The 15,070-nt window shown below is 40.6% G+C and carries 11 protein-coding genes and 1 pseudogene; 5 read left to right on the forward strand and 7 right to left on the reverse strand.

The window, feature by feature from the left end:
* Positions 1-1,232, forward strand: a 1,232-nt coding sequence (locus ACEW8O_RS10305) for an ATP-binding protein (RefSeq protein ID WP_373494546.1), incomplete at its 5' end; no start/stop codon positions are given.
* A gap of 30 nt (positions 1,233-1,262) precedes the next feature.
* On the opposite strand, the gene ACEW8O_RS10310 is transcribed toward ACEW8O_RS10305, so the two are convergent.
* The 6 genes from ACEW8O_RS10310 to katG form a co-directional block, all read right to left on the reverse strand.
* Complete coding sequence (locus ACEW8O_RS10310; RefSeq protein ID WP_373494547.1) at positions 1,263-2,600, reverse strand: sorbosone dehydrogenase family protein; 1,338 nt, start codon at positions 2,598-2,600, stop codon at positions 1,263-1,265.
* A 318-nt stretch (positions 2,601-2,918) separates the two neighbouring features.
* A complete protein-coding gene (locus ACEW8O_RS10315; protein ID WP_373494548.1) occupies positions 2,919-3,701 on the reverse strand; it encodes a hypothetical protein in 783 nt (260 codons plus the stop codon).
* Entirely contained in the window at positions 3,685-4,434 is a 750-nt protein-coding gene (locus ACEW8O_RS10320) for an amidohydrolase family protein (RefSeq protein ID WP_373494549.1), read from the reverse strand. The genes ACEW8O_RS10315 and ACEW8O_RS10320 overlap by 17 nt, the downstream gene beginning before the upstream one ends.
* A 127-nt stretch (positions 4,435-4,561) precedes the next feature.
* On the reverse strand, positions 4,562-6,187 hold the full coding sequence (locus ACEW8O_RS10325; protein ID WP_373494550.1) for a serine hydrolase domain-containing protein: 1,626 nt from the start codon (positions 6,185-6,187) through the stop codon (positions 4,562-4,564).
* A gap of 191 nt (positions 6,188-6,378) precedes the next feature.
* The gene (locus ACEW8O_RS10330; protein WP_373494551.1) at positions 6,379-7,434 is read right to left on the reverse strand and encodes a PA0069 family radical SAM protein; all 1,056 of its coding nucleotides are present in this window, start codon (positions 7,432-7,434) and stop codon (positions 6,379-6,381) included.
* A gap of 269 nt (positions 7,435-7,703) precedes the next feature.
* Complete coding sequence (katG, locus tag ACEW8O_RS10335) at positions 7,704-9,920, reverse strand: catalase/peroxidase HPI (protein WP_373494552.1); 2,217 nt, start codon at positions 9,918-9,920, stop codon at positions 7,704-7,706.
* Positions 9,921-10,192: 272 nt separating this feature from the next.
* On the opposite strand from katG, the gene ACEW8O_RS10340 reads away from it, so the two are divergent.
* The 3 genes from ACEW8O_RS10340 (at position 10,193) to ACEW8O_RS10350 (ending at position 12,158) form a co-directional block, all read left to right on the forward strand.
* Positions 10,193-10,387, forward strand: a complete 195-nt coding sequence (locus ACEW8O_RS10340) for a hypothetical protein (protein WP_373494553.1) — start codon at positions 10,193-10,195, stop codon at positions 10,385-10,387.
* Between the two features lie 140 nt (positions 10,388-10,527).
* Positions 10,528-11,361, forward strand: a complete 834-nt coding sequence (locus tag ACEW8O_RS10345; protein WP_373494554.1) for a DUF4349 domain-containing protein — start codon at positions 10,528-10,530, stop codon at positions 11,359-11,361.
* Between the two features lie 5 nt (positions 11,362-11,366).
* Positions 11,367-12,158 (forward strand): hypothetical protein, encoded by a 792-nt coding sequence (locus ACEW8O_RS10350; protein ID WP_373494555.1) that lies wholly within the window; start codon positions 11,367-11,369, stop codon positions 12,156-12,158.
* 167 nt (positions 12,159-12,325) lie between these two features.
* Here ACEW8O_RS10350 and alr read toward each other — a convergent pair whose 3' ends face one another.
* Positions 12,326-13,480, reverse strand: a complete 1,155-nt coding sequence (gene alr / locus ACEW8O_RS10355) for an alanine racemase (protein WP_373494556.1) — start codon at positions 13,478-13,480, stop codon at positions 12,326-12,328.
* A 237-nt stretch (positions 13,481-13,717) separates the two neighbouring features.
* Between alr and ACEW8O_RS10360 the strand changes: the two are divergent.
* Positions 13,718-15,070 (forward strand): annotated as a pseudogene (locus tag ACEW8O_RS10360) (alpha-L-fucosidase); the annotation flags it as partial.

Below are 15,070 nucleotides of genomic sequence, written 5' to 3' on the forward strand. Positions count from 1 at the left end.
ATGTTCCACCGGTTTATATCACTGATCTGAGAATATTTAATAAATCTGTGGATTTCAAAATCTCCGGTTCACCGTTGCAAAAACATATTGCCGTGACCGACACCCTCAATCTTTCTTACAAAGAAAATGTGCTTTCCTTTGATTTTATAGCCCTCAATTATACCAATGCTGAACAAAACCAATATGCCTATATTCTTGAAGGCTTTGAGAAAGACTGGAATTATGTAGGCTCACAACGCAATGCTACTTATACAAATTTAAATCCGGGAACATATACTTTTCGGGTCAAAGCCGCCAATAGCGATGGTGTATGGAACGAAGCCGGAACATCCATTGTCCTTGTCATCAAACCTCCCTTTTGGAAAACAGACTGGTTCTTTGTATTTACTGCATTTTTAATTACCGGGATATTGTCCTTGGCTTTCAACCTAAGGATGAGGTCCATGAGGCAACAAAAAAGACAGCTTGAACGGACGGTTGAAGAAAGGACCACCATGCTCAAGCATTCAAATGCTGAACTGACCAAACACATCAATGAAAAGGATAAGCTTCTTTCGATCATTGGCCATGACCTGAGAAATCCATTTGTCTCCATCATCGGGTATATGGAAATCCTCGAGGAGGAATTTGAAAATGACCACAATTCAGAACATTTAGAGAATATAAAATATCTTCTGAACGTATCACGCAATACCCATAACCTTTTGGAAAATCTCCTTCAATGGGCAAGCAAAAAAACAAAAGTTTATGAGGTAAAACCAGAAGTCATAGAAATGGAAAAATTAGTGGAGACTGCCATCCAAATGACCTCTTCCCAAGCGGTTTACAAAAAAATCACTTTGGAAAAACTCTGTCCGGACAACCTGTATATCCACGCTGACCGGAATATGATCTTGACGGTAATGCGGAACCTTATTTCCAATGCCATCAAATTTTCCCAGAAAAACTCCAGAATTGAAATCGAGGTCAGAGGAGACGAAGGTCATATCATCACCTCAGTCAGGGACCACGGAACCGGCATGGAGGAATCAATTCTGAACAAACTGTTTTCAAAATCCATAACCCAAAAATCCGGCACCATGGGAGAGTTCGGAACCGGCTTGGGCTTGGTGCTATGCCAGGAACTTATCCAAAAGCACCAGGGAAAAATCTGGGCAGAAAGCATTCCCGGCAAAGGAAGCATTTTTTATTTTTCCCTTACCAGGTATGAGATGGCTGAAATTGCAGTATGAGGTTTTCTATAGCGAGATCTGACTCTTCTTTTATTTAAGAGCTACCGTTTCTTTTTCTTCCTGATAAAATATCCGCCATAATTTTCCGGTTTTGGAATCCGAAACGATAAGGGTTCCATCAGGTGCCTGGGCCAAACCGGTAGGCCGGTGTTCTGCATCATCCGGAGCTTCAATGGTGGAAACGCCTGCAAATCCCTCCGCAAAAATCTCATGGCTTCCTTTCGGATTTCCGTTTTCAAAAGGAACAAAAGACACAAAATAGCCTTTTTGCTCTAAAGGAGCCCTGTTCCAGGAACCATGGAAAGCAACAAAAGCACCTCCCTTATATTTCTCCGGAAAATGATTCCCTGTGTAAAACAGCAGATCGTTAGGTGCAATATGCGCCGGGAAGGTCATTACAGGAGCTTGCGTGTTTTCACATCTTCCCACGGTTTCTCTATCACCCCCATATTCAGGAGTTAATATTCTTTTATCCTCTTCGAGATCATAGTAGCAGTAGGGCCATCCAAAATCTGCCCCGTCAGTGAGTCTGAACATTTCTTCAGCAGGCAATTCCGCATTGGCTTCTTCATCATACAGATCAGGGAATAAAGCGTTAAGCATGTCCCTTCCATGCTGTACTGCATAGACATGACCATCGATTGGATTAAATTCCAAAGCAACTGCATTCCTGATTCCGGTGGAAAACCTGTGTCCATCATTCATTTGGGTTTGACCTGTCTTTTCGGCATCAAAACGCCAAATTCCGCCATGCCGCTCAAGCAAAGGACAGGGATCCATTGCCGGAGATCCCCGGGTGCGGTCCTGTTCCTGACAGCCATTGGATGGTGCGCCCACATTTACATAAAGATAGCCCTTATCATCAAACGTAAAGGATTTGGCAGCATGTGAAGTCTGTTTGGGCAAACCGGAAACGATCGTGTCAGGGGAGGCGGAATTGTCAGGAAGCAGATTTCCATTGGAAAATGAATACCTAAAAACGACACTGTCATTGGAAGCATAAAGATACCCCTTGTAAAATGCCATGCCGGTACCCCCATAATCTCCGAAATATGTTTTTTCATCAGCCCTACCATCTCCATCCGTATCCCTGAGTGCTACAATCCCGCCTTCTGCGTGGCGCTCCCGCAATTTCACATATATATCACCTTGCTCGTTTACCGCAAGATGTCGGCCACGACCGATGTCCTCGGCAATAACGTAAGCCTTCATACCAGGTGCCAAGCTGAGGCCGCCCTGATCTTCATCCGCTGTAAGGTATGGGTTATCCTCTTCTTCACTTTCGGAAGCTCCCCCACAACCTGTTAAAAACAACCCAAATGTGAGCAATACCAAATAAATCAGTGACCGATAAGTTAGATTTTCCATGTTTAGAAAGGGTTTGTTTCGTTTTTGATAGTTGAAATCAAAATAAATTTTCACTGCCGAATAGATTCTATTCAAATAACACGATAATGAATGAAGGTTTAAATTAATCAATAATCGTATCCTACCCAAACCAACTCTTATTACCAGTCGAGGTTATTGATCTAAAAATTCATTTTCCGTTTGGATTTGGGAGTGTTTTTAATATCGCATTTTAATGGGTGATACGTCTGATTTAGAGAAAGCGTAGTTAATTTTTAGAAAACACATTTTCAACGACCGGATAAAAATCAGCAAAGGTTGTAATTTAGAAATCCTTTTTTAATCCGTAAATCCCGGTTTATACATATGCTCAAACCATTGGGCCAACCCTTCTGAATCTTTTAATCCAATCAACAAAACAGGTGCGATTAGATGAATTAGGGCAACTAGCGCAAATGGTAGCCATGGCCTATTGTGCTTGGCAATTAGGTAGATAAGAAATAATAGTATAAGGATGATAAATATATGACTGATCCAGAATTGAGATTCGAAATTAAACCAGAAGGTGCTTTCATCAATAAAAGGGTCAAGAACAAAGAAAGTGAACCGATCTGTAGCCGGGGATAATACCCAAAAAACAGTACTGATAAGCCAGGCGCTATGTAGGTCAATGTCTTTTCTATGAATGATGGACATGATTATTGAAAATAAAAATCCGGCTATATAGATGAAATCAGTCAACGATAAAGAATATCGGTATGGATAGATAAAAGAGTCTATTTCCGGGTCCAGGTCTTTGATATGACCTCCCACAACCGATAATGCGGATGCAGCGACAAAACCTGCCACAAGGAATCCAATGATACCAAAGGTCCTGTGAGACTTTATTTTTCCCTTTGTATATAGATAGGGCTGAATTATTAAGATGGTATACCAAACTGTGGCACTCATTCCATGTAAGTGCCAGTTTAAAGGAGTTTCGGTAAACCGGGACCAATAGGAATTATAAAACCCTATAATGGTAATCACAAAAGGTATGATCAACCAATAATGCAGGTATTGATAATGCGTGCGGTGCATCACGACATTTTCGTTTTGAGATGCTCTATTTTTCCTTTGCATTTTCTTCCACCTCTTTTAATATTTTATCCAGTTTTTCCCTAGAATACAGTTTGCCAGATGATATCACAGAATGGATCTTTTGCGTGCTACGGATATCCTCCTGTGGATTAGCGTCCAGTAGGATCAGATTGGCAATTTTTCCTTTCTCTACTGTGCCGATTTCTGCCGATCGATTAAGATAGAGTGCAGGATTTATGGTGGCTGTTTGGAGGGCTTCGAGCGGAGTAAATCCGGCTTCCACAAACAATTCCAGTTCATCGTGCAAGCTAAAACCGGGAATGAGATAAGGGTTTCCGATATCTGTACCCGCCAGAAATTTTGCTCCTGAATCCAATATAGGCTTCAGGAGTGACAATACGTTGTGATAATATTTTAGTGAAAGATCTATGTGCCAATCAGTATGGTTTATTAAATCCTCCGAAAATTCGCCCAAATCCGTGGGATTCTTCCAGATAGCATGCTCTTCTCCCGGAATATATTTCAACTTGTTGTCTTCAATAAATGCGGTACTATTTGAACCCCACATTCGTAAGTTTACCAGAGTTGGGCAAAACCAGGTATCTGATCTGCTAATGATTTCCTGAAATACAGAAATACGGGAAGTATCAAAATTGTCAATTATATAATCAATCCATTTAAACATATCGATCTGTCCTGTTGAATTTATAATCGATCTATCCCTATTGCGGATGAGTTGTTGAAGTTCCTCCGGATTTTTTACGAGATGCAACAATTTAATTAAAATTGGCACTGAAAACATCAAAAATCATCAGCTTTTTAATAATCGGTATTCAGCTAAATCCAATTCATTTAACCATCCGATGATGTTCCTTAGTTTGTGCGGGGTTTAAATTTTACAGTTATCTCTTTCCAATAGTTTCATTGTCCCTTCTTTTTAATTCACCAATGTGGATACTGATTCCAGGTCCGTAATTTTCAAAAACTGAAATAGTAACAGCACCATCTTTATCTTCTTGAAGATCATAGGTAAATTCAGTTGCTACCGGATCCCAGGATAGCTGAACCCATTTTCCATTTTCTATTTTGACCATTTTGTATTTATTGTGATACTTCTTATTGGTTGGAAATTCAATCCACACTTGGTCTTTTTCGGCGGAGATCCTTATTTCAATAGGATCATCTAAATAAAAATTTCCATTTGGAATAAAAAGATATTCACCGACCATTTTTTCAATTTCTCCTTGGTGGGGTGTTTGTTTACTGATTCGGCCGCTGATAAAATCATCCTCACCTTTTTCAGGAGAAATTTCTAAAATCTCGGATATCTTGTGTGCAATAGAACGCTGATAATCTGCTTGATTTGTTAAAACTATAATGCTAATGTCATTATCTAGGAATCGAAGGAATTCTGTTCCGGCAACTCCCGGGTGGTAGATTATTTTTTCACCGTTTATGGATTGGGCATTCCAACCAAAACCATAATTTGCATTATTCCCATCATTCAATGAATGGGGTGTCCACATTGATCTTTTGCTTTCAGGAGTCAGCAAGTCACCAAGTAGGGTTTTTTCCCAATTGATCATATCATCAATGCTGGCATATACACCACCTGCTGCATTGATTTCTGTATCCAGGAGTCTCCAGTAGTTACGGTCAGGAATGATCAGTCCATCTTTTTTGGCATATCCCGTCACCTGATTTGGATGAATTTCAAAATGGTCCATCAGGTATGCCGTATTCATTCCGGAAGGATCAAAGATCCTTTTTTGCATAAATTCTTTAAAAGACATTCCACTTATCTTGTGTATAAGGTATCCTAATAAAAATATTCCTTCATCACTGTACAGGAAATCAGTTCCTGGCTGAAAAGCCAAAGAATCTTTTTTAGCATAATTAAACATTTCTTCTGCACTATAGGTGCCTTTTACCGATCTTTCACCTCGTTCGGAACCTTTTCCGCTTTCTGGCAGACCTGAAGTATGTGTCATAAGATGTCGGATGGTTATATCCTGCCAATGATCGGGAGTATCAGGTAAATATTCGTTGATCTTATCATCAATATCAATAATACCATCTTGCGCCAGCAGCATAATTGCTGTGCAGGTAATATGCTTTGAAATAGAAGCAATCCAGAAAACAGAAGAATCTGATACGGGTACATTATACTCAATGCTTGCCAGTCCATACGTTTTTTTCTTTTGCACTTCACCATTATGTGTAATGGCTAAAGCAAGTCCCGGGATTTTTTGATCTTCCATAATGTATTGGATGTAGGAATCAATCTCTTTTGATTTCTCTTCAGAAATTGTCTTTTCGAGATCATAATAAGAATGGATAGGAAATCCTAGTGTACTTTGGGAAATGGGGAAAAATTGATTTACGGTGATTGGTGAAGTGGCTGGTAAATAGGTTTTAATCTCTTTTTCCACCACAATTCCCTCAGTGGTAGCCATTACATATCCATGTTGTGCATATAAAGAGCAGAATGCAAACAAAAAAAAGAATGGGATTATCAATATTTTCATTTTTACTTGAAAATTTGGTTCCTTATAAAAATAAGCACTTAAATCTTAAAAAACATCCTCATTATGGATACTTACAGTTTAAAGAAAATAAGGTAAAAATAATACCGCTCTACTATTTAAGCTTTCTTGGTTTTATGTTTAAAGAATGGATATATCACCAATAACTGAAAATAGCCGAAGGGTCACATGACTCAGAAATCCAATTTCAAATTCCCCCCCTTCCTAAATTTTGTCAAATCAAATTCCGGCATTTGCTTTCCTTGAAAATATTGTTTTTTGGATTGTCGGTAAAGTTGTTGGATCATTTCCGCCATGACTCCGCTACCCTTCATTCTCCGCCCGAATTGGTTGTCCCTTACACTGCCTCCATGTAATGCTTCAATCTGATTCCAGACTTTGTTGAAGCGATCAGGAAAATTTTTCCTCAACCAATCCTCAAAAATTTCTCCTATCCGGCCGTTGAGTCTGACGACAGTCATTCCCGCTGAAAGAGCCCCGTGTTCGGCTGCCGCTTTGAGTACATTGGGGATTTCCTGATCATTCAGCCCGGGAATAATGGGCGCATTCATCACGGCCACAGGAATACCGGCACTGCTTAGTTTGGCTATTGTCTCCAACCGCTTGGTGGCTGAGACAGTACGTGGCTCCATTTTTCGTCGCAATGTCTCATCAAGCGTGGTAATAGAAATATATACCTGCACCAGATTGTCTGCTGCCAGGTCCTTCAAAAGGTCAAGATCCCTTAAAATCAGACTGTTTTTGGTGATCAAGCCGACAGGGTGACGGTACTTGGCAAATACCTGAAGCAGTCCCCTTGTGATTTTCATGTCTTTTTCCAATGGTTGATAGCAATCCGTATTTCCCGAGAGGGAGATCGGGGCAACCTTCCAGTTGGGACTGAGTAGTTTTTTCTCTAACAATTTGGGAGCATTCGGTTTGGCCATCAGCTTCGTTTCAAAATCCAATCCGGCACTGAAGCCATAATACTCATGGGAATTGCGTGCATAACAGTAGATACATCCATGCTCGCATCCCTGATAAGGGTTGAGAGAAAAGCTCATGCCTACATCCGGGCTTTCTACCTTGTTAACAATGTTCTTGGGACGGTCAATTAGGACAGTGGTCTTGGGATGCTGAATTAAAGGTTCATCCAAGCCCTCCAAATGCTCGGCCACCACCCTTCTTTCCAAAAAGCGGTTTCCAGTTTGGGTCTGTGCCCCTCTTCCTTTCAAATAATTATCTTCCATGCCAATATCCTTGGCATTCCAGTCTATCTAAGTATAAGACAAAAAAAATAGCTGCCCAAAGAGGGACAGCTATTTCTATTCAAATATTTGAATTTACTCTACGTTACAAGTTACCAGTCAAATCAAAGGGACTAAAGGTTAAATACTTCAATGCCCGTTACATCTGTCATCGGTCATCGGTCATCGGTCATCGGTCTTTCTTTCCATTTGAACAAGGATTAAACCTTACTGGCAAGAATGCGAGGAACTATATGTTGAATAATTTATAATCAAACCAAATCAAATCGATCCAAATTCATCACTTTGTTCCAAGCGGCAACAAAGTCCTTTACAAACTTATCTTTACCATCTGCACATCCATAGACTTCGGAGATTGCCCTCAATTCGGAATTGGAACCAAAGATCAAGTCAACTCGCGTAGCACTCCATTTTGGTTCTCCGGTTACCCTATCACTTCCTACGAATACATGCTGAGTATCAGAAGTTGCCCTCCAGGTTGTTCTCATGTCCAATAGATTCAAGAAGAAGTCATTGGATAAAGTTTCTGGATTTTGAGTGAATACACCATGCTTGGATTTATCAAAGTTGGCGTTCAATACACGAAGACCACCTACTAAAACAGTCATTTCAGGTGCTGTCAGATTCAAAAGTTGCGCTTTGTCCACCAACATTTCTTCAGCACTTGCCATATTTTTGGCATTGAAGTAATTGCGGAATCCATCAGCCTTAGGCTCTAAAAATGCAAAAGAATCAATCTCAGTATCTTCCTGAGAAGCATCCATTCTTCCGGGAGTAAATGGAACTGAAAGTTCAAATCCGGCATTTTTCGCAGCTTTTTCTATTGCTGCGCAACCACCTAATACAATCAAGTCTGCAAGGGATACTTTCTTGTTACTTGACTGGGTACTGTTAAATTCCTCCTGAATACTTCCAAGCGTTCCAAGCACTTTTGAAAGTTGTGCAGGATTGTTGGCTTCCCAATTTTTCATTGGGTTAAGACGGATATGTGCACCATTGGCACCACCACGCTTATCAGAACCGCGGAAAGTAGAAGCAGAAGCCCAGGCAGTTGAAACCCATTCAGAAACTGTAAGTCCGGCAGCTAAAATGTTGGCTTTCAAACCTGCAATATCATTGCCATCTACCAACTCATGGTTTACCGCAGGAATCGGATCTTGCCAGATCAGATCTTCAGCAGGAACTTCTGGACCTAGATAGCGTGTTTTTGGTCCCATATCACGATGGGTCAGTTTGAACCATGCTTTAGCAAAGGCATCGGCAAACTCCTCTGGATTTTCGTAGAAATGTCTGGAAACTTTTTCATAAGCCGCATCCACTTTCAAGGCCAAATCAGTGGTCAGCATGAAAGGTTTGTGGAATTTACCTTCAATGTGGGCATCAGGAATGATGGCATCTACATTTTTGGCTTCCCATTGATGGGCACCGGCAGGGCTTTTGACCAATTCCCATTCGAATTCAAATAGGTACTTGAAGTAATCATGACCCCATTTAGTCGGAGTCGATGTCCAAGCACCTTCCAGTCCAGAGGTGATGGTGTCAGCGCCTTTACCGCTTCCAAAAGAGTTTTTCCATCCCATACCCATATCTTCAATACTGGCACCTTCTGGCTCAGGACCTACATATTGTAATGGATCAGCTGCACCGTGTGTTTTACCGAAGGTATGCCCACCGGCGATCAAGGCAACTGTTTCATAATCGTTCATAGCCATTCGGCCAAATGTCTCCCGGATATCATGTGCTGCGCCTTCAGGATTTGGTTGACCTTGTGGCCCCTCAGGATTGACATAGATAAGGCCCATGTGAGAAGCACCAAGAGGTTGCTCCAGTTCCCGTTGTCCGCTATATCTTTTTTCATCTCCCATCCATTCTCCTTCAGATCCCCAATAAACATCCTCAGCAGGTTCCCATACATCGGCACGTCCTCCTGCAAAACCGTAGGTTTTAAAACCCATGGTTTCAAGCGCTACATTACCGGTCAGGATCAATAAATCCGCCCATGAGAGTTTCTTTCCATATTTCTGTTTGATAGGCCAAAGCAGCAAACGCGCCTTATCCAGGTTAGCATTATCCGGCCAGCTGTTTAGAGGCGCAAAGCGTTGCGTTCCGAATCCTCCTCCGCCACGTCCATCCTGAACACGATAAGTACCGGCACTGTGCCATGCCATTCGGATCATAAAAGGACCGTAATGACCGTAATCTGCAGGCCACCATTCTTGGGAAGTTTGAAGTGCATCGGCAATATCTTGTTTTACCTCGGATAAGTTCAAAGACTTGAACTCCTCAGCATAGTTGAACTCCTCGCCCATAGGGTTGGATAGGGTAGAATGTTGACGCAGAATATTCAGCTTCAGTTGATTTGGCCACCAGTCGCGGTTCCTAGGTCCAGAACCGGCTGCTTGAGAGAGTTGACCGTTGTGGAAGGGACACTTACTGATGTCACCTTCATTTGTATTAAAAGAATTCATAGTATTATTGGTTATTTATATTTTGAATTTATAATGGCTAAGTTAGCAAAGATTTTTCTTATATAATTAGATTTTTCATAGATAAAATCTATGACTGTTTTTCAGTTTTGGTGAATGATTAACATACAAAAATATGGTCATATAAAAAAGGCATTTTTGATTCCCAATCAGTTAGGATAGGATTGTAATCTGAATTATTGCACGATTTTTCAAAATATTTCTGTACATTTCCTATTACCTATCTAACATCCACCTTCTTTAAATCAAACCTTATGACGCCAAAAGCACAAGAAGTAGCCGTAAAGAGAAAAAAAATCATGTTGTTTTTTGGGTTGGTCATTATTCTTACTTTGGCTTTTGCCATTAAGAAAATCTATTTTAAACCTTCCGCAATTGATAAAAAAGTGGAAACCCTTTCCTTTATAATGAAAACAAACTGCCCGATTTTAGTAAATCACGATGTTTGAAAAGATGGCACTTCAGTTACGCAGCTAAAGAAATTTCAATATATTTTATCTTTGTTTTTGATAACACCTTAACCTAAAAGGATTATCAATTTTTGATATTATTTTTCACTACATTTCGTTGAAATCCAAACCCTGATTCTATGAAGCTTATAATTGCCATGGCATTTATCATCGCCGCCTGTTCCAACAATGAAAGTTTGGATTTAAACTATGGAGGGAATTCTGAAGGCGCTATGGAAACCAATGACATGGTTTCAGTTCCATTTGCCAAACAATCCTCTCCAACTTCCGAACCGGAACTTTATTCCCCGGATATCAGCCTAAAATTGATCCGCTCCGGAGGCATCAATTTCCAATCAGAAACACTGGAAAAAGATTACGAACAGATCAAAGGCATGTTAGGGAGTTTTAATGCCTATCTGGAAAATGAAAATCAAAACAACGACAATTACCGAAAAAGTTATAACCTCAGCATCCGCGTTCCCTCAGAAAAGTATGACAGCCTACTAAATGCCATTTCCAAAATTGCCTACAGGGTTGAAAGCAAATACTCGAATGTGGATGATGTGACCGAAAGATATTACGATCTTCAAAGCCGTATCGAAAACAAAAAAGAACTGGAAAAACGCTATAGGGAGATTTTATCCAAAGCGAACCAAATCAAAGATATCCTCGAAATAGAGAGGAACCTCAACGAAGTGAGATCTGACATAGAGATGATGGAGGGACAGTTCAACTACCTCAGCAAGCAGATCAAATTCAGTTCACTCCAAGTACAGTTTTACGAAGAATTGCCCTATGAACTGAACACCCCCAAGAAAAAAGGATTCTGGGTAAGGATTTTCAATGCCTTGGACAATGGCTGGCAGTTGTTCCTGTCAGTCTTGGTAGGATTGGTAACTATTTGGCCATTGTTCCTTGCCGGGGGCATTATTTTTATTTTGGTTATGACTTTGCGGAAAAGGAACGGATAGTTTAAATGAAAAGGATACACCTCTTTGAGTTTGAAGACTTAGCTTGGTTTCCTGATTGGATAAGGGTATTGATGACTAGGTACATCATGACTTTTCATAAAATATTGGGAACGGCAAACTTACTTTTTCCATTGGTTGAAAAAGGTCTCAAACATACTGCTTACAAGGTGATATTGGATCTTTGTTCAGGGAGTGGAGGACCTATGATCGATGTAACCCAAAGTTTGAAAAAATCACAGGAATATGAAGATCTGAAACTCATCCTAAGCGACCTATATCCTAACCTATCAGCAGCAGATCATTTCAATAATGTTGAAAATCCGCATATTGAATACATCACAACTCCATTGGATGCTTCAAACGTAAGCAAAGACCTTAAAGCACTTCGCACAATGGTAAGTAGTTTGCACCACATGAAGCCTATTGTTGCAAGGCAAATCCTTCAAAATGCAAAAGAATCCAATCAACCGATTTTGATATTTGAAATCAGTGATAATGGCCACCCGATTTTTCTATGGTGGCTGGCCATTCCTTTTGCTTTTATCACCACACTATTTGTTACACCAATGGTCAGGCCGATGACCTGGCAGCAATTGGTGTTTACTTATCTGATTCCCATACTTCCTCTATTTATAGCATGGGACGGGGCAGTATCCAATGCCCGGACCTATACTTTGGAGGACATGGACATTTTGATCCAAGGGCTTTCTGATGAAAATTACCAGTGGGAAAAAGGAAAAATCAAAGGAAAAGGAGGAAACAAAGTTTATCTCTTGGGTAAGCCTGCCCCAATCTAAAATCATCAATCTAAAATCAATCCTCCCACGACCTTTTCATTTTCATCTATTTTGTGGAAATGAATCCTTCTAACTATAAACTTTCCCCCTTCATACTTCATCCTTTTTCCTTCATCCTTCATCCCCCAAATTTCAAATCTAAAATCTAAAATCTAAATTCACCCCCCCTACTCTACCACTATCCTAGGAATATCCTGTGGCAAACGGGTCAGCAGTTCATAATTGATTTGTTGGGTGGATTCCCCGAAAGAGGCTATGGTGATTTCATTTTCTTCTTGTTTTCCAATGATTACTACTTCATCGCCTTTTTGAACTCCTTCCAGATCTGTAATATCCGCCGCGATGCTGTTCATGGTTACAGTACCTACTACAGAAACGATTTTTCCACCGATCAGTAATTTTCCTTGATTACTTAACATCCTGCTGTAACCATGTCCATAGCCAATCGGTACCAATGCGATGGTCATATCCCGAGGTGCCATGTAACTGGATCCATATCCGATAAACTCTCCCATTTTAACCTTTTTGGAATTCATGATGCTGCTTTTCCATGAGATCAGCCTTTTTAAAGGGTTTTTGTTATTGGCAGGCAATGATTGGAAGCGGTACATATAAGTTTCCTGTGTGGGCCAAAAACCATAGGAAGCAATGCCCAACCTGACCAAATCCATTTTGGTCTCAGGATAAAGAAGCGTTGCCGCAGAACAGGCAGAATGGTATTTCTCAAATTCCAGGTCTTTTCTTTCAAACCACAATTTGATTTTTTTGTACAGTTTGATCTGCTTCCTTACCCGCACATAATTATTGATGCTTTCTGCCCCGGCATAATGGGTACAAAGGCCCCGGAGTTCAAGATGCCCAATATTTTCTCTCAATTGCTTTGCCAGCCATTCCAGTTCATCCCCATCAAAACCGGTACGGTGAAATCCAGTTTCCACTTCGATATGGATTCTGGCTTTGATACCTGTCTTTTTGGCTGCTAAGATGGCTGCTTCAAGCCTGTCAAACTCAAAAATATAGAAACTGATACCCTTCTTGATGATTTCTTCCAAATCTTCATTGTCCAGCATTCCCATGATCATTACCTGACTTCCTTCTTTGCTGACCTCATGCACCCGAAGGGCTTCATCGGCACTGAATGTGCTAAAATGTCGGATACCGTTTTCTTCTGCGATCGGGACAATGTTTTCTATGCCATGTCCGTAGGCATTGCCTTTGACAACAACGGATATTTCTGTTTTTGGTCCGATATCAGATCTTAAAAATTCAATGTTTTGTTGGTAAGCGGATTTACTGATTTCGATGTAGGAGGTATGCTGCATATCGGCAAAAGTACAAATTTTTAACCAAGGTCTAAAAAGGGGTCTTTGAGAAGTTAAGGGAGAACCAATTCCCTCACATTCAAAAGATTCTCCATGACGGTCAAAATAAACTGACATTTCATCGGACATTACGCAAAACGTCATCACTCAACCCTGAGAAAGTTTAAAATTTATTTTAAAATTTACTGATCGCTTAACTTCTCTATTAATTTTGATGTATCATTTCAAAACCACCTTATGAGATTATTTATTATACCGTTTCTGCTGCTCTTTGCCTGCCAAGGTCCAAAAGCTGATCCTCCGGCTCCTGTGTATCCCATTCCATCAGAGCGGCAATTTGCCTGGCACGAACTTGAATACTACGGTTTTGTCCATTTCAATATGAATACCTTTTCGGATATGGAATGGGGAATGGGTAATGAAAGTCCTTCCCAATTTTATCCCACCGAATTGGATACCCGACAATGGGCCAAAGTAGCCAAAGATGCAGGGATGAAAGGAATTATTATTACGGCCAAACACCATGATGGATTTTGTCTTTGGCCTTCAGCCTATACCGAGCATTCTGTAAAAAATTCTCCTTGGAAAAATGGAGAAGGGGATTTGATCAAAGAATTGGCAGAAGCTTGTACGTAATATGATTTGAAATTCGGAATCTACTATTCCCCTTGGGACCGCAACCACGCCGATTATGGTAAGCCGGAATACATCACCTACATGCGGAACCAACTTACAGAATTGTTGACCAATTATGGGGAGATTTTTGAAGTCTGGTTTGATGGGGCCAATGGAGGCGATGGATATTATGGCGGCGCCAATAAAACCCGGAAAGTGGATAAATAATCCTATTACGATTGGGAAAATACTTTTGCTTTGGTCAGGGAACTGCAGCCCAATGCGGTCATTTTCGGAGATGCGGGTCCTGACGTCCGATGGGTTGGAAATGAACATGGATTTGCCTATGAAACCACTTGGTCCAATTTACTTCGGGATTCGGTTTATGCCGGGATGCCGGAATATTCCGATTTGTATGCCACGGGTCAGGAAAACGGGACGCATTGGGTTCCTGCGGAGGCAGATGTATCCATCAGACCAGGTTGGTACTACTATGCCTATGAGGATCACAAAGTCAAAACTTTGCCTCAGCTTTTGGATATTTACTATAAAAGTATTGGTCAGAACAGTTCATTGTTGATCAATTTCCCTGTGGACAGACGTGGATTGATACACGAAAAAGATGCTGAGCAGATCATCAAATTATCAAAAAAAATTCAAGAGGATTTTGCAGATAACCTGATCAAAAAAGCAAAACTATCTGCCAGCAATTCAAGGGGAAGGTATTTTGGAATCGATCAATTGGCTGATGGAAATAAAGAAACCTATTGGGCAGCGGAAGATGGAGTTATACAAAATGAAATCCTGATTAAATTGCCTCAAGTCACTTCCATCAACCGCTTTATGGCACAGGAATACTATCCTCTTGGCCAAAGGATCAAAGCCTTTACTTTGGAAGCCAAAACAGAAAACGGTTGGGAGTTGATCGCAGAAGGAACTACAGTAGGTGTGAAAAGAATACTTCGATTTGCCGAT

The sequence above is a fragment of the Aquiflexum sp. genome (assembly GCF_041749095.1).
GTDB lineage: Bacteria > Bacteroidota > Bacteroidia > Cytophagales > Cyclobacteriaceae > Aquiflexum.

Bases quoted from the DNA above. Each gene is read 5' to 3' on its own strand.
- ACEW8O_RS10325 (WP_373494550.1), bottom strand. From the start codon at position 6,187: ATGAAAATATTGATAATCCCATTCTTTTTTTTGTTTGCATTCTGCTCT.
- ACEW8O_RS10345 (WP_373494554.1), top strand. From the start codon at position 10,528: ATGAAGCTTATAATTGCCATGGCATTTATCATCGCCGCCTGTTCCAAC.
- ACEW8O_RS10310 (WP_373494547.1), bottom strand. From the start codon at position 2,600: ATGGAAAATCTAACTTATCGGTCACTGATTTATTTGGTATTGCTCACA.
- ACEW8O_RS10315 (WP_373494548.1), bottom strand. From the start codon at position 3,701: ATGCAAAGGAAAAATAGAGCATCTCAAAACGAAAATGTCGTGATGCAC.
- ACEW8O_RS10350 (WP_373494555.1), top strand. From the start codon at position 11,367: ATGAAAAGGATACACCTCTTTGAGTTTGAAGACTTAGCTTGGTTTCCT.
- katG (WP_373494552.1), bottom strand. From the start codon at position 9,920: ATGAATTCTTTTAATACAAATGAAGGTGACATCAGTAAGTGTCCCTTC.
- ACEW8O_RS10340 (WP_373494553.1), top strand. From the start codon at position 10,193: ATGACGCCAAAAGCACAAGAAGTAGCCGTAAAGAGAAAAAAAATCATG.
- ACEW8O_RS10330 (WP_373494551.1), bottom strand. From the start codon at position 7,434: ATGGAAGATAATTATTTGAAAGGAAGAGGGGCACAGACCCAAACTGGA.
- alr (WP_373494556.1), bottom strand. From the start codon at position 13,480: ATGCAGCATACCTCCTACATCGAAATCAGTAAATCCGCTTACCAACAA.